The organism is Gilliamella sp. W8126 (assembly GCF_016102185.1).
Classification (GTDB): Bacteria; Pseudomonadota; Gammaproteobacteria; order Enterobacterales; family Orbaceae; genus Gilliamella; species Gilliamella apis_A.
Map to the genome: position 1 here is coordinate 507,449 of NZ_JACFPE010000002.1, position 25,656 is coordinate 533,104.

General features: G+C 33.5%; 21 protein-coding genes. 19 read left to right on the top strand and 2 right to left on the bottom strand.

Annotated elements, in window-relative coordinates:
- The first annotated feature begins 506 nt into the window (after positions 1–506).
- Positions 507–5,606: an autotransporter outer membrane beta-barrel domain-containing protein gene (locus tag H3S74_RS06260; RefSeq protein WP_198247495.1), complete on the top strand. Its 5,100-nt coding sequence runs from the start codon at positions 507–509 to the stop codon at positions 5,604–5,606.
- 105 nt (positions 5,607–5,711) lie between these two features.
- On the opposite strand, the gene H3S74_RS06265 is transcribed toward H3S74_RS06260, so the two are convergent.
- Positions 5,712–6,560, bottom strand: a complete 849-nt coding sequence (locus H3S74_RS06265; RefSeq protein ID WP_198247496.1) for an aldo/keto reductase — start codon at positions 6,558–6,560, stop codon at positions 5,712–5,714.
- A 669-nt stretch (positions 6,561–7,229) separates the two neighbouring features.
- Between H3S74_RS06265 and H3S74_RS06270 the strand changes: the two genes are divergently transcribed.
- The 6 genes from H3S74_RS06270 (at position 7,230) to H3S74_RS06295 (ending at position 15,572) form a co-directional block, all read left to right on the top strand.
- Positions 7,230–8,465 carry an NRAMP family divalent metal transporter gene (locus H3S74_RS06270; RefSeq protein ID WP_198247497.1) on the top strand — a complete coding sequence of 412 codons (1,236 nt, stop codon included), beginning with the start codon at positions 7,230–7,232 and terminating at the stop codon, positions 8,463–8,465.
- Positions 8,466–8,473: 8 nt separating this feature from the next.
- The gene (locus H3S74_RS06275; protein WP_198247498.1) at positions 8,474–9,256 is read left to right on the top strand and encodes a LamB/YcsF family protein; all 783 of its coding nucleotides are present in this window, start codon (positions 8,474–8,476) and stop codon (positions 9,254–9,256) included.
- A gap of 102 nt (positions 9,257–9,358) precedes the next feature.
- Positions 9,359–10,966 carry a 5-oxoprolinase/urea amidolyase family protein gene (locus H3S74_RS06280; RefSeq protein ID WP_198247499.1) on the top strand — a complete coding sequence of 536 codons (1,608 nt, stop codon included), beginning with the start codon at positions 9,359–9,361 and terminating at the stop codon, positions 10,964–10,966.
- Positions 10,959–12,707: a biotin carboxylase N-terminal domain-containing protein gene (locus H3S74_RS06285; protein ID WP_198247500.1), complete on the top strand. Its 1,749-nt coding sequence runs from the start codon at positions 10,959–10,961 to the stop codon at positions 12,705–12,707. Before H3S74_RS06280 ends, H3S74_RS06285 begins: the two co-directional genes overlap by 8 nt.
- 483 nt (positions 12,708–13,190) lie before the next feature.
- On the top strand, positions 13,191–14,423 hold the full coding sequence (gene sstT, locus H3S74_RS06290) for a serine/threonine transporter SstT (protein WP_110447462.1): 1,233 nt from the start codon (positions 13,191–13,193) through the stop codon (positions 14,421–14,423).
- 156 nt (positions 14,424–14,579) lie between these two features.
- The gene (locus tag H3S74_RS06295; protein ID WP_198220652.1) at positions 14,580–15,572 is read left to right on the top strand and encodes an MDR family oxidoreductase; all 993 of its coding nucleotides are present in this window, start codon (positions 14,580–14,582) and stop codon (positions 15,570–15,572) included.
- A 64-nt stretch (positions 15,573–15,636) separates the two neighbouring features.
- On the opposite strand, the gene H3S74_RS06300 is transcribed toward H3S74_RS06295, so the two are convergent.
- Positions 15,637–16,773 (bottom strand): DUF3829 domain-containing protein, encoded by a 1,137-nt coding sequence (locus tag H3S74_RS06300; protein WP_198247501.1) that lies wholly within the window; start codon positions 16,771–16,773, stop codon positions 15,637–15,639.
- Positions 16,774–17,066: 293 nt separating this feature from the next.
- On the opposite strand from H3S74_RS06300, the gene H3S74_RS06305 reads away from it, so the two are divergent.
- The 12 genes from H3S74_RS06305 to celB all read left to right on the top strand — a co-directional run bounded on the left by H3S74_RS06305 (position 17,067) and on the right by celB (position 25,437).
- Positions 17,067–17,294 (top strand): ChaB family protein, encoded by a 228-nt coding sequence (locus H3S74_RS06305; protein ID WP_110447465.1) that lies wholly within the window; start codon positions 17,067–17,069, stop codon positions 17,292–17,294.
- 113 nt (positions 17,295–17,407) lie between these two features.
- Complete coding sequence (locus H3S74_RS06310) at positions 17,408–17,692, top strand: YciI family protein (protein WP_198247502.1); 285 nt, start codon at positions 17,408–17,410, stop codon at positions 17,690–17,692.
- Between the two features lie 261 nt (positions 17,693–17,953).
- A complete protein-coding gene (locus H3S74_RS06315) occupies positions 17,954–18,193 on the top strand; it encodes an RNA polymerase sigma factor (RefSeq protein WP_198247503.1) in 240 nt (79 codons plus the stop codon).
- Between the two features lie 102 nt (positions 18,194–18,295).
- The gene (locus tag H3S74_RS12690) at positions 18,296–18,487 is read left to right on the top strand and encodes a sigma factor-like helix-turn-helix DNA-binding protein (RefSeq protein WP_370547565.1); all 192 of its coding nucleotides are present in this window, start codon (positions 18,296–18,298) and stop codon (positions 18,485–18,487) included.
- Positions 18,488–18,507: 20 nt separating this feature from the next.
- On the top strand, positions 18,508–18,717 hold the full coding sequence (locus tag H3S74_RS06325; protein WP_198247505.1) for a hypothetical protein: 210 nt from the start codon (positions 18,508–18,510) through the stop codon (positions 18,715–18,717).
- Positions 18,710–19,039, top strand: coding sequence for a carboxymuconolactone decarboxylase family protein (locus H3S74_RS06330; protein ID WP_198247506.1), 330 nt, complete (start codon positions 18,710–18,712; stop codon positions 19,037–19,039). The genes H3S74_RS06325 and H3S74_RS06330 overlap by 8 nt, the downstream gene beginning before the upstream one ends.
- A gap of 255 nt (positions 19,040–19,294) precedes the next feature.
- On the top strand, positions 19,295–20,731 hold the full coding sequence (locus H3S74_RS06335) for a 6-phospho-beta-glucosidase (protein ID WP_198247507.1): 1,437 nt from the start codon (positions 19,295–19,297) through the stop codon (positions 20,729–20,731).
- Between the two features lie 25 nt (positions 20,732–20,756).
- The gene (locus H3S74_RS06340) at positions 20,757–21,074 is read left to right on the top strand and encodes a PTS cellobiose transporter subunit IIB (protein ID WP_065613497.1); all 318 of its coding nucleotides are present in this window, start codon (positions 20,757–20,759) and stop codon (positions 21,072–21,074) included.
- 148 nt (positions 21,075–21,222) lie between these two features.
- Positions 21,223–23,232: a transcription antiterminator gene (locus tag H3S74_RS06345; protein ID WP_198247508.1), complete on the top strand. Its 2,010-nt coding sequence runs from the start codon at positions 21,223–21,225 to the stop codon at positions 23,230–23,232.
- A 2-nt stretch (positions 23,233–23,234) separates the two neighbouring features.
- Positions 23,235–23,576 carry a PTS cellobiose transporter subunit IIA gene (locus H3S74_RS06350; RefSeq protein WP_086364133.1) on the top strand — a complete coding sequence of 114 codons (342 nt, stop codon included), beginning with the start codon at positions 23,235–23,237 and terminating at the stop codon, positions 23,574–23,576.
- Positions 23,577–23,587: 11 nt separating this feature from the next.
- Positions 23,588–24,085 (top strand): hypothetical protein, encoded by a 498-nt coding sequence (locus tag H3S74_RS06355; protein ID WP_086364132.1) that lies wholly within the window; start codon positions 23,588–23,590, stop codon positions 24,083–24,085.
- Positions 24,086–24,099: 14 nt separating this feature from the next.
- The gene (gene celB / locus H3S74_RS06360; protein WP_110447472.1) at positions 24,100–25,437 is read left to right on the top strand and encodes a PTS cellobiose transporter subunit IIC; all 1,338 of its coding nucleotides are present in this window, start codon (positions 24,100–24,102) and stop codon (positions 25,435–25,437) included.
- The last annotated feature ends 219 nt before the right edge of the window (positions 25,438–25,656 follow it).

Genomic DNA, 25,656 nt, shown 5'->3' on the forward strand with positions numbered 1-25,656 from the left:
ATTTTAGAATTTAAGTTATTGCAATCGGCTATAATCTTGCTTAACTTATTAAATAATTAAGTTTACATTATCTAAGCCAATTAGCTAAAAGACGATTGCATATAATGGATTGAATAATTTAGGAAATACTAATAAAGCCACCGATATAAAACTCATTTTCTTTTTACACACATTAATATATTTTATTCTTTTAATTGCCAATTTACCTACTATGTGGTAAAAATGAGCGTTGTTCCAGTCAGTTTTCTTTTTGTGATAATCAAATTATCTATAACATAGTTTTTCTTTTTCTATTTTAAATTATTTACTAATTTAGTCTTATCATTTGATAAATAAAGTCTTTTTTATTTGTTCGAAATTTTTGCCACGCTCCACAATTGTCTTGATTTTTTAACTGTAAAAAGCAAATTGTCATGCACTTAATAGCACTACTTAAAAATTCTCTATTAGATTTTTCAAATAAAAATGTTGTTTTACCAATATAGATTTATTTTGGAGAGGAAATAATGAATAAAGTATTTAAGTTAGTTTGGAATGCACAGCGTCAGGCGTACGTCGTTACATCAGAAAAAGCACAATCTAAAGGTCGATTGTTTTTACTTAATTTAGTTTCAGCTATCAGTGTAACATTAGTCATGACACCAATGAGTTATGCTCAATGTGATAGTTCGTTACTAAAAAAAAATGGTGCCCGAAACGTTACTAATGAGATTGTTAATAAAAATTTATATAATAATCAATTTATTAGTAAACAAATTAGTGTTGATGTTAATTCACTTTTTGGTGCTACTAACTTCAACAACTCAGTAGAAATATTATTATCTAAGCATATTGAATCTGTTGATGATGGCTATAACTATATTAGTGATAATAGTGTTAGTGACATAACTTTACATCAATCTGCAGGAGATATTATTGGTGGTAAAAATGGTATTAATCTTAACCATAATGGTAATGGTTCAAGCGGTATTACGATTTCAGGTGATGTCACGGGTAAACAGGGTGATGGAATAAGAACTATAAATAGCGCCTCGACTCAAGATCTAAATATTACCGAACTTGTTGGCGCCAATGTTCATGGTCAAGGCAATGGAATTAACGCCTCAAATAATGGACACGGTATAACAATAATTTCAACTGCGGACTCGGTTATCGGTGATGAGCTTGATGGTATTTTGGCTGTAAACGATGGTGATACTCAAGGTTTAAAAATAATCCAATCAGCAGGTGATGTTCATGGGAAAAAAAATGGTATTAATGCTGATAATAAAGGTAAAGGTAGAACCAATATTACTTCCAATGGAGAGGTGGTTGGTGATGAAAATGACGGTATTAATGCCGTTAATGAACAAAATGCAGGTGATTTACTGATTTCACAAAATGGTGGCTCTATTACTGGTGGACTTAATGGTATCAAAGCTAATAATCTGGGCAATGGTTCTACTACAATTGCGGTTTCAGCTAATATTCTTGGTCAACAAAATGATGGGATCTATGCCAATAATAGCAGCAACACTCATGATTTATCGGTGACTCAAAATTCAGGCGTTATTAATGGTAAATTAAACGGTATTAATGCTGTTAATAATGGCAATGGATCAACTATTGTCACAACTTCAGGTACAGTTACTGGTAATGAAAACGATGGGGTAAATATTACTAATCAAGCCAATACGAATAAATTAACTTTTAATCAGTTAAAAGGTGAAATTACAGGTAAAGAATACGGCATAAATATAGTTAATAATGGTAATGGTATAACTTCGATTTCAAGTCATGGTGCGATCGAAGGACAACAAAGAGACGGTATATTGGCTACAGGTAGTGCCAACACAACTGATTTAAACGTTAATCAAACCAGTGGTAGTATAAAAGGTGCACTTAATGGAATGAATCTCACTAATCAAGGTACGGGTTCAACTTTAATTACCACTAATGGCGAAGTGATTGGTCAACAAAATGATGGCCTTTATGCCGTTAATCAAGCTAATACCCACGACATGACGGTTAATCAATCTGCAGGTGCTATTTCAGGCCAATCTAATGGTATTAATATTCGTCATGGTGGTAATGGATCTTCTATTATTGGTAGCTCTGGTGATATAACCGGTGAGACTAATTATGGTATTGTTGCTGTTAATGAGACCAATACCAAAGATCTTACGATTATCCAATCGTTAGGTAATATCAATGGTAACCAAGATGGTATTAATATTGAACATAAAGGGACTGGGTCAACCACGATTTCAACTGCAGGACAAGTATTAGGCCATCAAGGTAATGGTATTTATGCTGTAACTCAAACAAACAGCCAAAATTTAACTGCAAAACAATCATCTGGCCGTATCTATGGCAAAAAAAGTGGTATTAATTTTAATAATAATGGTAATGGATCTACATATGTGAATACTTTTGGTGATGTCACTGGTGAAGAGAATGAAGGGATCTTAATTAATAATGACAGTCATAGCCAAGATGTCAATGTGATGCAGACATCAGGCCTAATTAAAGGTAATACTAATGGGATTAATATTAATAATAAAGGTGGTGGTAAAACAACAGTAACTTCATCTGGTGACATTATTGGTAGTCAATATAATGCCATTACATTACTCAATGATCAAAATAGCCAAGATATCACCGTGTCACAATTGGATGGTAATATGCAAGGGGAGTCATACGGCATGTATATCACTAATAATGGCAAAAGTACTACAGCGATCACTACTTCAGGTAATGTAACTGGTACTGAGAATGATGCAATCCGTGTGTTTAACAATAATAGTGCTACGGATTTAAAAATCAATCAATTAAAAGGCTCTATTACCGGTAATCAAGATGGTATAAATATAGAAAATGATGGCCAAGGATTAACCAATATTACTACTTCAGATAACGTCATCGGTAAACAACGTGATGGTATTGCAGCGAAAAATGGTACTAGCTCTAAAAGTCTTAATGTTATCCAATCAGCTGGTGAAATTAATGGTCATCGCTATGGAATATATGCGGTCAATAGTGGTCAAAGCTCTACGGTAATTAGTATTGCAGGTAAAGTGATTGGTAATAATAGTGACGCCATTTTTGCTGTTGCTGAGTCAGCTACAAACAATTTACTTTTTAGTCAAAATAAAGGTAGTGAGATTAATGGCAAGCTCAATAGTGTCAATCTTACCAACAATGGGCAAGGTTCAACGAATATTAAAGTTGCTGGTCAAATTGTTAGTCAAACTTTAGATGCCATTATTGTAGCTAATGATGCCAATACGAGTAGTCTATCCTTTAGACAAGAAGCGGATAGTAATATTCAGGGCGAGATGAATGGCGTTAATCTTACCAATAATGGACGAGGTTTAACGAATATTATAGCTGAAGGTGATATTAGTGCTAATCAAGGTTCAAGCATATTAGCCGTTAATGGTGATACCGCAACAGATCTATTTGTTAAACAATCTAATGGCATTATCAATGGTTTTGATAATGGTATTATGGTGACCAATAATGGCACAGGTATGACTGTACTTGATATATCAGGAAAGGTAGTTGGCCAAAATAATATTACTGGAATAGGCATTAATACTTCTGGTAAAGAAGGTCTTAAAACTTATATTAATTTAAATCAGGGCGCTGATATATCTTCTGCTAGTGGTATTGCGATTAAAAATGAAACAACTGATTCAATTATTTCCCTCAATAATGGTTCTAAAGTTAGTGGTCAAATTAGATTGGGTACTGGCAATGATACCTTATTTATCAATGAGGGTGCAGATATATCGCAATTGACTGTTGTTGATGGGGGCAATAAATTACTTCGCGTAGATGGATCGTCTGATGTTGATAGCCTTAACCTTAATACACATCTTATTGGTTCATCAACCTCTAATGGTACGATAGGTGATGTGGCTATTATTGGTTGGGAAAATATTAATCTTAGCAGTATTGCTAGACTAACACTCACTGGCGATTTAAATACTGATAAATTAACCATTAATTCAGGAGCTATGGTGGATCTTAAAACTGGTCTGCACCAATCTAATATTAGTGGTAGTGTTTATAATAGTGGTGTGATTACCCTCGGTAATCAATTTGCAGGTGACCGTTTAACGATTGCAGGTGATTATATTGGAGATAATGGTAAGTTAATCTTTGACACGGTTGTGCAAGATAGTGATAGTCCAACCGATCGATTATTTGTACAAGGTAATGTTTCGGGTAATACTTTTATAGAGATTAATAATATTGATGGTTTAGGTGCTGATACTAGTAATACTAATGGTATTGAATTAGTGCATGTTGATGGAGCGAGTAGTAATGATGCTTTCAAAATGCAACAAGAGCATCTAGATGTGGGTGCATATGAATATTATTTACATAAAGGTGATCTTAATAATCAAAATAATAACTGGTATTTACGTTCTTACTTACCTAATAACCCAACTGACCCTACAGATCCTAATGAACCAACACATCCAGTCGATCCAGTCGATCCTTCAACTCCAATTAAACCAATCGATCCAACTGAACCAACGAGACCAATAGATCCTAATGAACCGACACATCCAGTTGATCCAGTAGATCCTTCAACTCCAATTAAACCAATCGACCCAAATGAGCCTACTGGGTCAATAGATCCTGAACCAGAAAAACCAGCCAGAATAAAAACTTATCGTAAAGAAGTATCAATGTTTGGTGCAATAGCTGAACAACTTCGTTTAGCAGATAACCTTATGCAAAGTAATTTACATCAACGTATTGGTAATGCGCCATTGCAGGATTCATCAATAGGGTGGGGAAGAATTATCACTAAACGTATTAATGTAAAACAGAATGGTACTGCAAATGCACACAGTAAAGGCAACTACTCAGGTTTCCAATTGGGCAGTGATATTTGGCAAAATAACGATTGGCGAATAGGGGGATATTTCGGTTATCTACATGGTAATTTAAGTGTTGATGGCTTTGCTAGTGGTAGATATGGGCGTGTAGGTAGTAATGGTATTAATTCATACTTTATGGCTGCTTATGGTACCTATATGCAAAACGATGGCGGGTATTTCGATATGGTTTTACAAGCTGCTCGTCACCGAGTTGATGTAAATCCAAATAGTAATAAAAATAGCAAACAAAAAGCAAATAGTTTGAATGCCTCCATGGAAACAGGTAAACCATTTGATTTATTTGATAGTAATTGGAAAATCGAACCTCAAGCGCAAGTAATTCACCAATGGTTAGATTTAAAAGATAGCCATATCAATGGTAAAACTAAAGTAAAACATAGTGATAATAATGCTTGGCTATTCCGTATTGGGGCTAGATTTGAAGGTGACTATAAAGCTGATAATGAATTATGGCGCCCTTATGCACGGGTAAACCTTTTCTATTCACCAAGTGGTGCTGATCATGTCACTTTTGCTAGTAAAAATGCGGCTACTGAATTTAGTAATGGGGTTAAATCATTTAGTTCTGAATTAGCCATTGGTGGTAGTTATGAAGTTAATAATCAAATTAATGCATATAGTGAAATAGGGCACACATGGACTCATGGTGGCGATGCCAGAGTTAAAGCTCCAATTAGTGCTTCTGTAGGTATCCGTGCTAATTGGTAATTGTTAAATAAAATTTCGTTAACTTAGCTAAGCCGATATTACTTAGTAAATATCGGCTTATTTAATTATTTTTAGTTCTTTTTCAAACTTTCTTTTAATTGAAAATTAAATATTAGGGTTACGTTTAGTTAGCCACTCGACAATTGCTGGATCACGATGTGAGAAGAATGCACTAGTTGCAGTATCAATTGCGGTAATATTGATGAGATCTTGATTTGAAAGTTCAAAATCAAAAACATTAAAATTTTCAGCCATTCGTTCTTTTCTAGTTGATTTTGCTAAGCAAACAATTTGTCTTTGTATTAACCAGCGTAAAATAATTTGGCCAACTGATTTATTATGTTTATTGGCAATAACAGTTAATACAGGGTGATTAAAAATATCGTTTTTTCCCTCAGCGAATGGCGCCCACGCTTCTGGCTGAATAGTTCTACTTTGCATCCAAGGTACTGTCTGCAATTGTTGATTAAATGGATTAATTTCGATTTGATTGATGGCTGGCTTAATTTTATTAAAAGCTATCAAGTCAGCAACACGGTCTGAATGAAAATTACTTACACCAATGGCTTTAATTTTTCCTTGTTGATACAACTCTTCCATTGCTCGCCAAGCGCCATGTATATCACCAAAAGGTTGGTGGATTAAATATAGATCAATGTAATCTGATTGTAGTAAATTTAGCGATTGTTCAAATTGAATTTTAGCACCTTCATAGCTTGCACGATTTAACCAAAGTTTGGAAGTAATAAAAAGATCTTTTCGGTTAATTCCACTCACTTTAATCGCATTTCCGACTTGGCGTTCATTTTGATAAGCTGTAGAGGTATCAATTAGGCGATAACCAACATCAATTGCATCTAATACCGCTCGCTCACACTGTTTTTCATCAATTTGATAAACACCAAAGCCTAAAATAGGCATTTCAATGCCGTTATTTAATTTTGTGCTTTTCATAATGCACACCTCTAATATTAAAATTAACTGAAAATATTAACGGTTGTCTTTTCGAATGATTATTTATTAATCTCACTATTAAGTAAAGCGGAAATGTTATCTCATTAGCCAACAAATAACTTGTTTTATGGTATTTTTCTAGCTATCTATCTTTATGTTTATCTTCAAAAACTCCTCTCCTCAAAATTTTTAGTTTTAAGTAAATTATTATTTAGTTAGTAAAGTGATTATTACTTAAATAAAAATTATTTATTTAAAAAGTGTATTAAATAAAAAAAAAGGATTGTTGATGGATAAAAAACTAGCTGAGTTAATGGATCAGTTATCGTGCAATGGTTATTTTGTTTGGTTTACAAATTATTATAAAAAAATTATTTTTGAAAAAAATATGATATTTATTTTTAAAATATTAGTAATTATTATTTAGTTTTTTGTTAACTTCATTAAGTTATATCATGATTATTAAATGATTTTAGATATCGCTATAAGTTTATTCTTTGCACATCATTAATCATTATAATTTTTTTTAATTAGTTTGTTGTTAAAAAAATAGTAATTATATTTGCTATTGTTTTTTGAAATGTGTTAGAAATATTGGCATAGTAATTGCATACATTAATATCAGATTAATCATAATTACAGAGAAGTTTAGTAAAGAGGAACATGCGTATGGAAAATCATAGCAGCAGTACCGTTGCTTTTGTAAAAAATAGGCGAGCATCGCTGATTAGTGCAATCTTTTTGATGGCAACTTCGGCAATTGGCCCCGGTTTTATCACTCAAACAGCTACTTTTACCGTGACACTTGGCACTGCTTTTGGTTTTGGTATTTTGGCCTCTATCATTATAGATTTTGTGGTTCAGCAAAATATTTGGCGAGTAGTTGCATTAACAAAAATGAACTCATCAGATATCGCTAATAGTACTATACCTTTTAGTGGTTATATATTAGCAATACTAATTATATTTGGTGGTTTAGTTTTTAATATAGGTAATATAGCTGGAGCCGGTTTAGGATTAAATGCATTAGTTGGCCTTGATCCTAAGTGGGGTGGGGCAATTAGTGCTCTAATGGCGGTTTATATATTTTCATCACGTAAAGCGAGTAATTTTATTGATCGCCTAATGATTGGTTTAGGTTTATTGATGATCATTTTGACAATGTTTGTGGTCTTTGCTTCTCATCCTCCTGTTGGAGAGGCTTTAAAAGAGACAGTTATACCATCAAATATTGATTTTGCTTCAATTACAACCATTGTTGGTGGTACTGTTGGTGGTTATATCTCCTATGCTGGTGCTCATCGCTTACTTGATAAAGGTATGGTTGGCGTAGAACATATAGACTATGTATCTGGTGCAGCAACAAAAGGGATCATGGTAGTTGGTTTAATGCGTTATATTTTGTTTTTAGCCATTCTAGGTGTAGTAGCTAGTGGCGTAACAATCGATATTTCGAGTTATGCCGCTAATCCGGCATCACAAGCATTCCAAGCGGCTTTAGGCGAATTAGGTTTGCGTATTTTTGGTTTGATACTATGGGCAGCTGCCATCACGAGTATTATAGGTGCCGCTTATACCTCAATGACTTTTATTACACCTTTTAAACGTAATATCGGTGAAAAACAACGCCAATTTGCTACTATTGTTTTTATTGCAGCCTCATTGGCGATTTATTTAATTATGGGTACCGCGCCTGTATCATTGCTGGTTTTTGCTGGTGGGTTTAATGGTTTAGTATTACCGCTTGGTTTAACTATCTTTGTTTACATAGGATGGAAACGGGCTGATTTAATGTCTGGTTATCATTATCCTAGATGGCTATTGTGGTCAGGACTTTTGGTTTGTGCTATCACGTGGTATATGGGAGCAATGTCTGTTTTCACTATTTTTAATTATTTAAAATGAAGGGCATCATGATTACTAATAAGATTATTGATTTAAACAGTGATCTTGGCGAAAGTTTTGGTCAATGGCAAATGGGTAATGATGAGGCAATGCTGAAAGTTGTTAGCAGTGCCAATATTGCCTGTGGCTTTCATGCCGGTTCGCCAGAAGGAATTTTAAAAACATTAAAAGCAGCCAAGTTAAATAATGTAAGTATTGGTGCTCATGTTGGATATCCTGATTTAGTTGGTTTTGGCCGACGAAATATGGATATTGGCTCTGAAGAATTAATTGCTGATGTTATTTATCAGATTGGCGCATTAACTGGATTAGCAAAATCTATTGGTGCTAAAGTTAGTTATGTTAAACCGCATGGTGCTTTATATAACACGATAGCGCATGATAAGCGCCAAGCAATGGCAACGATTGATGCTATTCGACTGATTAATCCTCATCTTGTTTTAGTCGCTTTGGCTGGATCACCATTAATCAGTTGGGCTAAAGAAAGTGGCTTGAAAGTTGTTGCTGAGGCATTTGCTGATAGAGCGTATCATACCGATGGTACATTAGTCTCTCGTAAGGAGGTTGGTGCAGTCTTACATGATCCAGATGTTGTTGCTAATCGTATGTTACAACTTGTTAATGACGGTGGTTTGATATCAATTGAAGGCGAGTTTGTTGAGGTTGATGCTGGATCAATTTGTGTTCATGGTGATAGTATGGGCGCTTTAGCGATGGCGCAAAAAGTTAGCCAACAATTACAAAATAATGGCGTTAAAATTGCTTCATTTACCGATGTTATTAATGAGTAATTTGCAGTAGATATTGCAACAATATAATTCAATTATTTGCCGTAATTATCAAATAAAGATTTACTTATAATCAATCTTCTTTGCGGCTTTTAGAGGTGCATAATGCGTTTTTTACCAGTTAATATTGATGCTCTGCTTGTCGAGTTAGAGACTCTAGAACAAGTGATGGCATTAACTGATGCATTACAATATAAAAAAGATGTATGGAATATAAATGAAATAATACCAGCAGCTCGGACTGTTTTAGTTCGATATAATTCCATTATTTTGGATGGAAATAAACTTGCCCAATATATCGCTCAATTAGATGTATCCTCAGGGCAATTAAGATCAGGTGAATTAGTTACCATTCCAGTTAGTTATAATGGCGAGGATTTAGGTTTTGTAGCAGAATATTTAGGCATTAGCGTTGCTGATGTTATTTCTAGACATACAAGCAATGAATATCAGGTTGCTTTTTGCGGATTTGCACCTGGTTTTGCTTATATGGTAGCGAAGGATATTCAGCTTAATGTTCCTCGCCGTCAATCTCCCCGGGTTCGTATTCCTGCTGGCTCTGTAGCCCTAGCTGGAGAATTTAGTAGTGTTTATCCACAAGCAAGCCCCGGCGGTTGGCAACTGATTGGTGTTACCAACGTTAAAGTCTGGGATATTTATCGTGACGAGCCAGCACTTTTTAAACCAGGTACACGAGTAAATTTTATTGATGCAAGTAAGACTGCTACTAAATATAGCTTACCACAATCGAAAAAAGTGACCCTACCGGTTGAACAACAAGAGCAACCGCAAGATATTGAGATATTAGCCACTGGAATTCAAACTTTATTACAAGATAATGGCCGCATAGGACAAGCTGAATTAGGTATTTCAGAATCAGGTGCAATGGATAAAGCAGCTTTGCATAGTGCCAATCGTATACTAGGTAATCCGACTAATGAGGCTGTTTTAGAAATAACTCAAGGTGGTTTTAAAGCTCGTATTAATAGCGCTATGATAATTGCTGTGACAGGGGCGTCATGTGAGATTAAAGTTACTACAGTTAGCGGTGAAAGCTATTTCGCTCATATGTATCAACCGATCCAATTAGAACAAGGTGATATTGTTCATTTAGGTAACGCGCAGTATGGCGTACGCAGTTATGTTGCTGTACGTGGTGGTTTGCAAATTCAACCAATTTTAGCGAGTTGTTCTTTTGATACATTGGCGCAAGTTGGCCCTAATCCGCTAAAAGTTGGTCAAACATTGGCGATTAAGAATAGTCAGACTTTTAATGCGCTTTCATTAAATGAAACTCCCGTTATCTCTTATCCGTGTAAAGATGATGTTGTCGAATTGGATATAATGTTTGGCCCTCGTACCGATTGGTTTACACAACAAGCTATACAACAATTAACTTCACAATTGTGGCAAGTGACCCCTGCATCAAATCGTATTGGTTTACGTCTTTTGGGGGAAATTCCTTTAGAGCGCGAAAAACAACAAGAATTACCAAGTGAAGGCACTTGTATGGGGGCAATACAAATTCCTGCTAATGGTCAACCAGTACTATTTTTAAATGATCATCCTCTAACAGGCGGTTATCCGGTTATTGCAGCAGTATGTAATTATCATTTGGATTTGGCTGGTCAAATTCCAGTTAATGCCAAAATAAAATTTAATCCGATTGGAGTTTTTAAAGAATTTGAAGGGAGCCATGTTAATCATGTCTGAAATTAATAAACAAGTTGCACACAAAGTATTGATTGCTAATCGTGGTGAAATTGCCGTTCGGATTATTCGTGCTTGTCGAGATATGAATTTTGCATCGATAGCGATTTATGCCGATGTTGATATGGATGCACTGCATGTGCAAATGGCTGATGAGGCTTATGGATTATCAGGTAATACACCGAGTGATACCTATCTAAATATTGATAAGATTATTGCGATTGCGCAAAAATCTGGAGCCACAATGGTTCATCCCGGTTATGGCTTTTTGTCTGAGCGAGTTGAATTCGCCAAAGCGGTACAAGATGCTGGTTTAATTTGGATTGGTCCTAACCCTGAAACAATAGCTGTTTTGGGCGATAAAGTAAAAGCGCGACAACTTGCTATCGAAGTAGGGGCACCACTAGTTACTGGTACGGATAAACCTGTACAAAATGCCAAAGAAGTTGTTGAATTTGCACATAAACATGGATTACCAATTGCAATTAAAGCAGCATTTGGCGGTGGAGGCCGAGGACTTAAAGTTGCTTGGCAAATGGATGAAGTTGAAGAGCTCTATGATTCAGCTGTGCGTGAAGCAACGGTAGCATTTGGTCGTGGTGAATGTTTCTTAGAACAATTTTTACATCATCCTCGACATATTGAAGCACAGGTTATCGCTGATGCACATGGTAATGTTGTTGTAGTTGGTACTCGCGATTGTTCTTTACAGCGTCGTAATCAAAAGTTGATAGAAGAATCACCAGCACCTTTTTTAGATGAAAAAATAGAAAAACAAATAGTTAAAGCATCAATCGATATCTGTGTTAAAGCAAATTATATTGGCGTTGGTACCGTTGAATTTTTACTGAGTCAGGATGGTAAACTGTCTTTTCTAGAAGTAAATACTCGATTACAAGTTGAACATCCTGTCACCGAAGAAACAACAGGAATTGACCTCGTTATAGAACAGTTACGGATAGCGCAAGGATTACCCGTTAGTATTAAACAAATGCCTCAACCGCGAGGGCATGCTATTGAATTTCGCATAAATGCAGAAGATGCTGCTAATGGTTTTTTACCTGTGGCTGGAACGATAACTCATTTTGATATACCGACAGGCCCAGGTGTTCGCTTAGATAGTGGCGTTCATGCAGGATCAGTAATTCCTGCTACATTTGATTCACTCATGGCTAAACTTATTATTGTTGGTAATAATCGTCAACAGGCTTTGGCAAGAGCTCGTCGCGCGTTAGCTGAGTTTACCATTAAGGGAGTTGCTAGTGTGCTACCATTTGATCGAAAAGTGCTAGACCATCCTGATTTTTGCCAGCAGTTTAATGTGCATACTCGTTGGATTGAAACGGACTTTAATGCAGAACTTGAACCAGCCAAAAGGCAACTTCCGCAGCAAGAAGATATATTGACCCATACCTTTATTGAAATTGATGGTAAACGTTGTAAGCTTGGTTTACCTGCGAAACTATTTTCTGGATTATCTATCAGCCAGACCAATAGCGAAGCCCAATCAGTTGTAACCACTAACACAAATCTTGATTTAATTGTTCCAGCTCCAGTGTCTGGTAATTTGTTTAAATGGTTGGTTGAGGATAATCAAAAGGTTGAACAAGGTGATATGATTGCAATTATCGAGGCAATGAAAATGGAAATTCAAGTAATAGCTCATCGTGAAGGTATTTTGAAACATTCTCATACCGAAGGTACGTATGTTAATGCTGATGATCCTATTGCTGAAATTATTTAGTATTAAAAATAATTTATAAATTAATAATAACAATATGTTTTATTAGATTCTTGCCGTTGGTAAAACATATTGTTTTTTATATTAAGATTATTAGTCTTGTCTTTTCGAATCAGTTATATCAGCGATTAATATGTAATTTAAATTTCCTGCTGGTTTTAATATAAATCTCTCTAATCTTATTGTTTGGGATCTTAACTGATAAATTAAACGATATAATATCTAGTATTCATCTCTAATTTGAATTAGTTACCTATTGCTATTCTCGTTTTATCATTATCAAAAACCCCTTTCCTCAAAATTTTTTATTGAATAATAATAGTTATTGGTGACTCTCTCTAATCCTTATATAGATTCAGGATAATAATTAAACTTAATAATTGAACAAAGTAATATAAAAAATAGTTATCATGATAATTTTTTTATAGTTTTAGTTTTAATTTATGATAAGGTTGCCGTTTTGTATTTTATACATAGGGAAGCACTATGACACATTCAACCAATAAATTGGTTCGTTTTTATTTCAAAGTAGGATTAATACCACAAATTATTTTGGGGTTAATCTTAGGTATTGCATTAGCGGCAATTTCAAAAGATGTCGCATTAGATATGTCCTTTATTGGATCACTTTTTATTAATGCTTTGAAATCAGTAGCCCCAATCTTGGTACTTATTTTAGTTATTGCTTCAATATCTAATCACCAACATGGTAAACGGGCCAATATGGGAGAACTATTGGCTCTTTATTTTGCAGGGATGATGTTAGCGGCTTTATTAGCAACTGTTGCTAGTTTTATCTTTCCTTCTGATATCTCTTTAGGTGATACCGCTAATCAAACTAAATTGACACCGCCTGGTAGCGTTATTGAAGTACTAAAAACTTTATTTAACAAGATGATCGACAATCCAATTAATGCGCTGGTTAACGCTAACTATATCGGTCTTATTATTTGGGGTGTTGGTATTGGGATTGCATTAAGACATTCAAGTGAAACCACGAAAACAATGATGAATGATCTTTCTGTAGCTATTTCATTTATCGTTAGAATTATTATTCGTTTTGCGCCATTAGGTGTATTTGGTTTAGTCGCTTCAACTCTTGCTGAAACAGGCTTTGGTGAATTACTTAAATATGCCCATTTAATTCTTGTATTGGTGTCTAGTATGTTAATTGTGGCATTGATCATTAATCCTTTATTGGCGTATATGGTCATGCGTAAGAACCCGTATCCATTAGTTTTAACTTCATTAAAAGAGAGTGCTATTCCAGCCTTCTTTACTCGTAGTTCGGCAGCAAATATACCGGTTAATATGGAAATTTGTCGAAAACTAAAAATGGATGAAGATACCTATTCTGTCGCTGTACCGTTAGGGGCAGCCATTAATATGTCAGGAGCAGCTATCACTATTACTATTTTAACCTTAGCAACTGTTAATTCATTACATATAGAAGTTGATGTCCTTTCTGCCGTATTGCTTTGTATTGTAACGAGTGTTTGCGCTTGTGGAGCATCGGGTATCGCTGGTGGTTCATTACTGTTGATTCCTGTTGCTTGTAGTATGTTTGGCATACCTAATGAAATTTCAGCAAAAGTCATTGGTATTGGTATTGCAATTGGCGTAATTCAAGATTCAGTTGAAACAGCACTTAATTCATCAAGTGATGTGGTATTTATTGGTGCTGTTTCAGAGAAAGTACAGCGTAATAAAGCAAAATAGAATCAATTTATTCGTTAGCCAATTTATAATGACTATTAAGCCTGATAGATATCAGGCTTTTTTATGAATTGAAAACACAATCAGTAGCTCAATGATTGCATTTACTCTGATGAATATTTATCATGATTTACATATTAAATGTATTAAGGAATTATCATGTCATTCAATGCAATTATGTTAGGAAAAGATGAGGTTACTGGATTTTCGAATTCCTTAAAGACTATTACTAAACAGCTGTTATTGCAGCAGCAGGGAGATACTTTAGTCCAAATTCATTATTCAAGCATCAATTATAAAGATGCTTTAGCCTTGACGAATAAAAGTCCTATAGTTCGACAATGGCCAATGGTACCGGGTATTGATGGTGTGGGTACCGTCATTGAGTGCCATAGTGGCCGTTATCAAGCAGGTGACTTAGTTATTTTAAATGGCTGGGGATGTGGAGAAACTCATTGGGGATGTTTAGCACAATATGCCTATCTAAAATCAGATTGGTTAATCCCTCTACCTAATAACCTTACTAGTTATCAGTCAATGGCTATGGGCACAGCCGGTTATACCGCTGCACTTTGTGTAAAACGCATTATTGATTATGGCGTTAAACCAGAAGATGGCAAAGTTTTAGTTACTGGTGCAACAGGTGGTGTTGGTTCTGTGGCCATTGCATTATTGTCTAAATTGGGTTTTAACGTTACAGCATCAACAAGTAAAACTTCTGATAAAGAGTATTTATCAAAACTAGGTGCGGTTGATATTATTGATAGTCAATCATTGAAAAAGCCGAATAAACCGTTACAAAAAGAGTTATGGTCAGCTGCAATAGATGTCGTTGGTTCAAACACATTAGCTAATATTTGTGCTCAAACTCAATATGGTGGCATAGTCGCATGTTGTGGTTTGGCGCAAGGTATGGACTTACCTGCAACCGTGGCACCATTTATTTTACGCGGCGTAACACTATCGGGAGTGGATAGTGTGATGGCAAGTTATGATAAACGGGTTGCAGCTTGGCAATTAATAGCAGAAAACATGGACGAGAAACTGTATACTCATATAGCTAAAATCATTACTTTAGATCAATGTTCTGAGATAGCACATAAGATGATCGCTGGTGGAATTAAAGGACGCTTTGTGGTTGATGTGAATTAGTGAACTTTATACTTAAATAAGCAGAATAAATATGCAGCATAGATTAATGCTGCATATTTATTAACTAGTTGGTTGAATTATTGTATAGTTGAATTAAAGAGTTTTCAGTTGTATTTAATGATTTAATTTCTTGGTTAACATCTTTATCATCTAACTTATTTAAAACAAGCTTGATTTGCGTAATCATTTTCGGTAAATAATCAACAAATCCATCATAGTAAATGCGATTTAAGCCTTGTGTTTTTATTACAGAGTCATTACCTTTATATTTTTTTAAATTATCAGAAATATCTACAATTTGTTGAATTTTCAGTTCAATAGCTTGTGTATCTAAATTTTTGAAATTGTTTTTTTCATCAAACGTATTATTAATTAATCCGACAATTTCTTTTGTTATATCCATTATTTCCATACAATCATATTGAAGAGTTAATCCTCTTTTTTTGAAATCCAATTTTTGAATATCATGTATTTCATTGTATAATTTATTATAAATAAGTTTAGCTGAGTTTTGTGTTTGCATAAACTCATTATATGAATTAGCTAGTTGATTAAAAAGTTTCGGTGCTTTTTGGTAATTATCTGATTGATATTCACCATTAAGAGCGTATTTTTGTAGTTCATGCAAAACTAATGCTAATTTGACATAATTTTCAGCAAATTTTTTACCTTCTATATCTAATTCGAGTAATCGTGGTTCACTTTTTTCTAATTCATCAATTAATAGTTTGTAGTTATGTAGTAATTTTTCAGAAGGTAGAGATAAATTCAAAACAAGAGAAAAAATTTTTAAAGGATCCTTTTTGATTGCTTTCAATGTACAGGCATTATTTTTTTCGCCACAATTTTGAAGAACTTTTTTTGCCTTTTGATCTAAATTAATTAAAGTAGAAGTATTTTTTACGTTTTTATTTAACTTTCGTCCAAAATAACCATAATCATAATTAAATACGGATAGCCAAAGGTTCATTTTCTCGGATTGAGCATATGCTTGACGCGTATTTTCATCCATTGTTTGTTCTATTGATTGAGAAGGTTCTGATTCTGGCTCTGATTCTGAAGCAGGAGTAGGAGCTTGTTCTATCGCTGATATATTGGTAGATTCTACTGGTTGTTGGTCAGCTGGTTGTTGTTTTGTTTTATCATCGCAACTAATTATTAATAAACTAGCTAAAATTAAAGTGAATATTTTTGTTGTCATTTAATTCTTCCATTTAATATAAATAATAACATCAACTAGTTAAGATTTTTGTATGTAATAGTTTATTAAATAATCGATATTAACTCAATTAGTTATTTTTTAATCAATAAGTAAACCTATTTAGGCTCTTTTGTATCAAATTAAGGTTTATATTAATAACAATATATTTCGAAAAATTTTTTTTCAGTAAAATCAGATTAGATTCAATCTAACTTAACTATTTTGCAGTGATGTTCGCAGTTACCAATCAAAGTTATCAATAATCTGTGATTAATTCGAGGGGGGAATGTGATATGCCATATCAAACAAGAGATGATTTACCTGAATCAGTCCGACATGTTTTACCTACCCATGCTCAAGATATTTTTAAAGAAGCTTTTAATAGTGCCATAAAAGAGTATCAAGATCCGAAAAAAAGACGCGATAAAAGTGATGCTGAACAAGTTGCTTTTCGTGTTGCTTGGTCAGCGGTTGAAAAGGTCTATCATAAGGATGAGCATGGCAAATGGGTAGCTAAATAAAACTTAAAACATTATAGATAGCTTGTTTTATTATTTAATAATGCTATAAATAAGAATAAATGCTAAGCTGACATGGATAGTTGGCTTATTCATATTTAAATTAAGGAGTTATGATGTTCATTTTTTCTCTTTCTTATCTCAAACCTATTAGTCAAGTTGAAAAATATTTACAAGCACATATTGATTATCTAGAGTGTTATTATCAATCTGGGCATTTTATCGCTTCAGGTCGCAAAATTCCTCGCACTGGTGGTATCATTATTTGTCGTGCTGAGAGTCATGAAAAAGCCATGTCTATCATACAACAAGATCCATTTTATATTCACCAAATTGCTCAATATGAATTAATTGAATTTGTTCCTAGCAAATATGCCAAAGGGTTTGATAATTTTATCTAATGATTATCTAAAACATTAACAATGCTGTTAGTGAAATTGATAAACATATTGTTAATTATCGCAAAGCAGCTAAATTCATATTAGCTTATTTAATTATTCCTATTCTTAAATCCTCATTTCAACAAAATTAATAAAAAATTTGAACCTTTTTTATATTTTTTAACCTCTATATAAGTATGGTCATTTTATCAATGAAATTATATTAAACTCATTTAAACTTAATATTTCATTACGATTTTATTAGCTAGAGATTAAAAACTAATGAGTAAAAATAAACAACAACTCATCGAATTAGCTTGTAAGGGCGATAAGCAAGCACTGGAAAATTTGCTAGTCATTTGTCAACCAGATATAAAAACATTTGCAAGACGAACCTGTTCAAGCTCGGAAGATATTGATGATGCGGTGCAAATTGCACTATGGCAGTTATATCGAAAAATAAGCATGTTGAAAACGGTGGCTACCTTCAGTAGTTGGTTATTTCGAATTGTCGAACGTTAATGTTATCGATTATTCAGAATTAGGAATTCGGAGAATATTGATTCAGGTTTTGATTTCGATAGCCTCAAAACAGCATATACAGATATTGATCTCAAAATTGATTTGATCAATGCAATTCTTGTTTTGCCAATAATCTATCGAGAAGTTCTAATTTTAAGAGATATTAGGGAATATTCATCCCCAGAAGTCGCTGACCAACTAGGTATTAATGTTGAGGCGGTAAAAAGCCGATTGCACCGAGCTAGAATGCTAATAAAAGAAAAAATTAATTCACGAAAACTTTCAAGATTTTAAATAACATGTAGGAGAACTCAATGTATTGTCGTAACTCAATCATTTTACATTTAATAAGAGGTATAGTTGCAATTTCGTTGATATTTGCTGTATTTTTATTTCAACTTCCGCTTTTGCTTAAATTGTTTTTGGTTGTGGGTGCCTTTTTGCTGTTACAAGGTTGTCCTGCCTGTTGGTTGTTAAGTTTAATAAATAAATTACAAACTCAAAAAGGAAAACAATATGAGTGATTATCAATCGAGAGAAGATTTTAAATATTTAGCATGTTTATTGAAATCAGCTCCAAATGAAACACAAGCATTTATTGATTTTGATCAGCAAACGATTAAGCGAAATGATGGAAATATTCCAATAAAAACTCGAGAGTTAATAGCTTTAGCTATCGCACTAACAACGCAATGTGCTTATTGCATTGATGTTCATGTCAAAGGTGCAAAACGAGCAGGAGCTAGTTTAGAAGAGTTGGCTGAATTAATTTCCATTTCCGCATCGGTAAGAGTAGGTGCAACTATGGCGCATGGTTTGTTAGCAATGCGATTATTTGAACAATAAAATTGTTAACAGATTAGCATTATTGTTCAAATGGCAGCTATTTAGTCAAAAATTAGCTGCCAAATTTTTATTCTCTTAAATTTAAATTTACAACTCCCTGTTTTCTTCCTGAATCTCTTTGTTATCCAAATTTAAGATAAATTTTCCTTATTCTATTTACAATTTTCCTTATCAATACGGAAAAAGTTGGTTAGTAATTATTTATTTTTCCTTTTATACTAAATTTGAATCATCAATAAACATAGGTAATTGATTATGAATAATAAAGGTTTACCAAAAGATTTTCTATGGGGCGGTGCTGTTGCTGCTCACCAATTGGAAGGTGCTTGGCAAGTTGGCGGCAAAGGTATGAGTGTTGCTGATGTGATGACAGTTGGATCGCCGAAAAGCTATCGCAAAATCACTGAAGGTATTATTCCTGGTGAGTATTATCCTAATCACGAAGCTATCGATTTTTATCATCATTATAAAGATGATATCAAGTTATTTGCTGAAATGGGGTTTAAGTGTTTTCGAACTTCAATTGCTTGGACGCGAATTTTTCCAAAAGGTGATGAGCTTGAACCAAATGAAGAAGGTTTAAAGTTTTACGATGATTTGTTTGATGAATGTTTAAAATATAACATTGAACCTGTGGTCACTCTTTCTCATTTCGAATTACCTTATTATTTAGTAACCGAATATGGTGGTTTTCGTAATCGTAAATTAATCGATTTCTTTGTTCGCTTTGCCGAAGTCTGTTTTGATCGTTATAAAAATAAAGTCAAATATTGGATGACCTTTAATGAAATTAATAACCAAGCTAATTTTGACGAAGATTTTGCTCCTTTCACTAATTCTGGTATCTATTATAAAGAAGGTGATAATCGTGAAGAGATCATGTATCAAGCCGCTCATTATGAATTAGTTGCCAGTGCAAAAGCAGTTCAAATTGGTCATGCGATTAACCCTGATTTTCAAATTGGATGCATGATTGCACTAGTGCCAATCTATCCTGAAACTTGCAAACCAAGCGACATCCTAATGGCACAAAAAGTTATGGAACGTAAATACTTCTTTACTGATGTTCATGTGCATGGCAAATACCCAAATTACATTAAAAAATATTGGCAACGTAAAAATATCAAGTTAGATATTACTTCGCAAGATTTAGAAGAGTTAAAGAAAGGAACCGTAGACTATATTGGCTTTAGTTATTACATGTCCAATGTTGTTAGGCACAATCAAGGCAATGATCATTATGATTATAATGAAAAAACTGATTTAGTTGGTAATCAATATGTTAAAAAATCAGATTGGGGTTGGCAAATTGATCCAGAAGGCTTACGTTATACCTTAAATTGGCTAACTGACACCTATCAATTACCGCTATTCATTGTGGAAAATGGTTTTGGTGCTTATGACAAAGTTGAGTCTGATGGTAGCGTTCATGATAATTATCGAATTGAATATCTACGTGAACATATAAAACAAATGAAGTTAGCCGTTATTGAAGATGGCGTTGACTTGATGGGGTATACACCATGGGGTTGTATTGATCTCGTTTCTGCTGGTACTGGTGAAATGGAAAAACGTTACGGTTTTATCTATGTAGATAAAGATAATAAAGGCAATGGTACCTTAAAACGTAGTCGTAAAGATTCTTTTGCTTGGTATAAAAAAGTCATTGAGTCAAATGGTGAAATTTTATAACGATTTAACTTCATTAGGAGAAATTATGAAAAAAGCGTTAATTATTTGTGCAGCAGGTATGTCATCATCACTTATGGCTAAAAAAGTTACTGAATTTTTTGCTAGCCAAAATAAAGCCATTGAACTTGATGCGGTATCAGCAACTGAAGGTAGTAATAAAATAAAAAATAGTGATTTTTCACTGTTCTTAATTAGCCCTCAAACCATGATGATGTTTGATAAATTAAAAGCATTAGGCGATGAAGTAGGAAAACCAGTGGTGAGTATTCCTTTTCAAGCATATATCCCAATACCGTCTGGTATTGAACAATTAGCTAAATTAGTCGAGGATAATATTAACTAATATTCAAGAAAATCTTTGTTCTACCGATCTTAATATGATGCGATTTTTTATGAATGATCGCATCATAAAATGGCTTAAGTTTAACATTGCCATTTTAGTAACTTAACCCTTTGGATAAATTTCATTAATAGTTAAGGTGTAGTAGATAATGATAAAACAAAAACAACGAGAACTAATTAGTTTACTTGTTCGTTCTAAAAATGAATATAAAAGTAGTCAAGAACTAGCTACGCAATTATCGTTATCTGATCGTACCGTACGTACCTACCTTAAAGATTTAAAAACTATAGTTGAAAGTAATGGCGGTAATATAATAAGTAAACAAGGTTACGGTTTTCAATTACAAATTGAAGATCGAAATGCATTTAATTTATTTTTAATTGAACACCATTTATTAGATAAAAATGTTGAACAATTTCAATGTCGAGAAGCGAGTGAACGAAAACATTATATTTTGAATTTATTGTTATTAGAGAGTCAAAAAATTGATGTTGAAGCATTATCAGAACAACTATTTATCAGCTCATCTCAATTAAATAAAGATATTACCGAAATTAAATCTCAATTACTTCCTTATGAACTAACGATTAAAAAAAATCATTCACTAGTTTTTGTTGATGGTGAAGAAAAAGCTAAACGTCATTTTATAATGAGCTATTTTTTTCATGAGGATTCAATTAATTTTCTACACCATTTGTCCTATTTTAATCAAGCTTGTGAAACCATTAGTTTTGATTCATTAACTATTATTATTTTAGATGAATGTCGTGAGGCAAATATTAAATTATCAGATGTGATGATACAAAATATTGTCTTGCATTTATCATTAAGTATTAAGCGTTTACAATCGGGACTTTCGATTCAAAATCTTGATTTGCCTGTTTCAACCAATTCATCACTTGAATATCAAGTTGCCGAGCGAATTATCGCTCGCATTGAATCGATTATTGGTTTTCATTTTCCTAAAGAAGAACAGATGTACCTTACTTTACATTTGATGAGTAAATCTAATTTAATTCAAGATGATCTGGATGATGATTTAGGTTCGTCACTAACAAATTTGCTATTAAAGATCCAACAAGAAACAGGCTATCCTTTTTTGCATGATGAACAATTAAAAAATGGATTAATCCAACATTTAAAACCAATGTTAGTACGTTTACAACAGAATATTAAATTAGATAATCCATTAATAGATGAAATTAAACACCAATACTGTGAGGTTTTTGGGTTAGTTAAGCGTTATTTCAATCAATTACCCAATTTACAACAATATGAAGTGAATGATGATGAATGGGGATATTTAGCACTGCACTTTTTAGCATCACTTGAAAAACTAAAAAATGAACAGAAAGCCAAAGTGTTAATTATCTGTGCAACCGGTCTCGGTAGTGCTCAATTACTTAAAAATCGAGTGGAAAATGAATTTGATGAAAGAGTGAAAATTGTGGCAACGCGAGGTTATTATGAAATTGATCCAGAAATGTTAAATGACATCGATTTTATTATTTCTTCGGTCGATTTATCGTCAAAAATATTTAAAGTACCGGTATTTCATGTTTCAGTATTTTTTTGTGAAGAAGATGTTCAAGCGATTCGTCGTTATCTTTCCCATAGACAAAAAACTAATTCATTGCCAAAAAATTCATTTGTGACAACATTTGATGATAAACAGCAAAATCATTCACATTATATTAGCCAAATCTTTGATGATATTGCCGCAGATTATTTTTATTTGTGCTCAAACAAACCATCTAAACAAGCTGTATTGGATCATTTGCTTGATCTCTTATCTATTAATGAGGCAAAAAGCTTTAAACGAGAAATGCAAAAGCAAATGGAAAAACGGATGGTTATTGGTGAGATACTTTTTAGTCCAACCATTGTGGTTCCTCATCCAGCCATTCCAGTAGGTAAAATAGCTAAAATAGCGACTGCCATTATTCCAGAAGGACTTTGTTGGGATGAAAACTACCCAGATGTAAAGTTCGTTTTTATGATTTCACCGTCAATTTATCAAAATTCTCATTTAGCAATGATGACTAAAGCAATTGTCAATTTAATCGATGATTCGGTCATGCAACAAGCCATGTTAAAAATTGCAAATTTTAACCAGTTTAAATCACTTTTTATCCAACTTATTGAAAAAGGAGCATAACAATGAATGACCAAATGAGCTCAGAGGATATTCAAATTACCGCATTTAATATTATTTTACACAGTGGTAATGCCAAAACCAAAATTCATGCTGCTTTCAAAGCAATGAGAAACGCCGAATTTGATACAGCAAATCAGCTGTTAGAAGAGGCCAATGAGGAAATATTAGAAGCACATAAATCGCAAACCGATCTTCTACAATCTTATGCTAATGGTTGTAAAATTGAGATGGAAATTATCATGGTGCATGCTCAGGATCATCTAATGACTACAATGACGTTGCGCGAAGTTGCCATTGAGATGTGTAATCTCTATCAAAAAACCTATAAGTTATCAAATCAATAAAGAGGTTAGCGATGAATACTCCACTAGAAAGCCAACTTAAAATGCATAAAAAAGTCAGTTTGACTAATCTTTATTTTAATCGCTTTTTAGCGGTTCGTTATGCGACAGCCTTCTTTCTATTTATTAACCTGTATTGGGCTGTCTTTCTGTTGGGTAGCTTATCAATTGCTATAGCACTACCACTGTTGCTTATCGTGATGGCTACATTAACCAGTTTTGAGCAAATTAAGCTTTATCGTAATCATAAAAATCATTTACGTTATGCTCGTTTATTGTACCGAACATTATTAATATCCATTATCGTGTTAATGGTTTTGATTTATACCCCATTGTTTCACTTTTTCTTTCCATTTCTAAAAAATTCACCGGAGGCGGTAAACATTATATTAGGCATTTTGGCAGCAAGTTTAGTTTTTACTATTTTTATATTAATAAAACTAAAAAAAATTGAGCGTAATGAGGATAAACATTTTAAAAGAATCCAAGCTTATCAAGAAATCATCAATTGAATGAGGAAAACAAAATGAATACCGGATTTGTGTTGTTACAAAAGTATCTAATGACTCCGATGGCAAAAATATCGCAGTTTAAGATTGTTCGAGCAGTAATGGCAGCTGGAATGGCGTCAGTACCTTTTTGTATAGTTGGATCGATGTTTTTGGTGTTTAATACTTTGCCGATGACATTTACTGGCTTAGAAACAGTATTTGAAAATACTATTTTCAAAGTAAGTGATCTTTATATGATAGCAAATACAGCAACAATGGGGATATTAGCACTCTATTTTAATATTGTTGTTGGTTATGAATTAACTAAAATTGAAGAAGAAGAAACTGGTTTAAAAGTAAATGCACTTAATGGTGCTATGTTATCGGTATTTGCTTTTGTTATGACTCTACCTGAATTGGTGATGCAAAGCGGTGCAATGGTTTTACTTAATGACCAAAGTGAATTAGTTTTTAATGGGTTACGTTTAAAACCATTTGTTTATCGCTTAGGTACATCTGGTATCTTTATTGCCATTGTTATGGCGATTATTGCAACACAGTTGTATTTCCTTTGTGTACGTCGTAATTGGGTGGTTAAAATGCCGGAAACCGTTCCATTAGGCGTATCTCGATCATTCACTGCATTAATTCCAACTTTTGTTATTGCTTTCACAATTCTTATTCTAAACGGAATTTTGGTGTATTTTGGTACGGATATATTTGATATTATCGGTGTTCCATTTACCTTTGTAACCAATTTAACTAAAAGTTGGCTTGGTATAATGGTGATTCTATTTTTAATCCATGCGCTTTGGGTTGTTGGTATTCACGGTGCTAGTATAATTGGGGCATTCATTACGCCTATAATGCTTAGTAATATGAATGAAAACGTTGGCGGCGCACATATTCCATTTGCTGGTGAGTTCAATAATTCATTGGTAATTTTAGGTGGTTCAGGTTCAACGTTACTTATGACTTTCTTTATTGCTTTTTGTGCTAAATCGAGTCAATTAAAAATTTTGGGTCGAGCTTCAGCTGTCCCGGCAATTTTTAATATCAATGAGCCAATTATTTTCGGTATGCCGATAGTATATAACCCATATCTTGCCTTACCGTTTTTATTAGCACCAATGGCATGTGGTACTTTAGGTTATTTTGCGATTAGTAGTGGGTTTATGAATCCAATTATTGCATTAATACCATGGCCATCACCAATGGGATTAGGGGCGTTTATTGGTACTGGTGGGGACTATCGAGCTATGTTTGTTGCGATACTTTCAGCAATTTTAGCGTTAGTAATCTACCTACCTTTTGTCAAAATGTACGACAACAAGCTTTATAAAGAAGAACAAGCTAAATCAGACAATCAATAGCTTAATTTATTACTTCACAGATTAACGCACGGAATTAACTCAATTTCGTGCTTTTTTGCTTTGTAATATACTCAATTATAATCATCGCTAAACTAGTATTAGTTTTTTTAATGGTCAATCTCTGATCGATACAGCCATTTTCTATGCTATATTTAAAATTCCTTCTTGATCAAATAATGAATAAAAATCTTAATTTTTTTATCAATATTAAAATAGAAG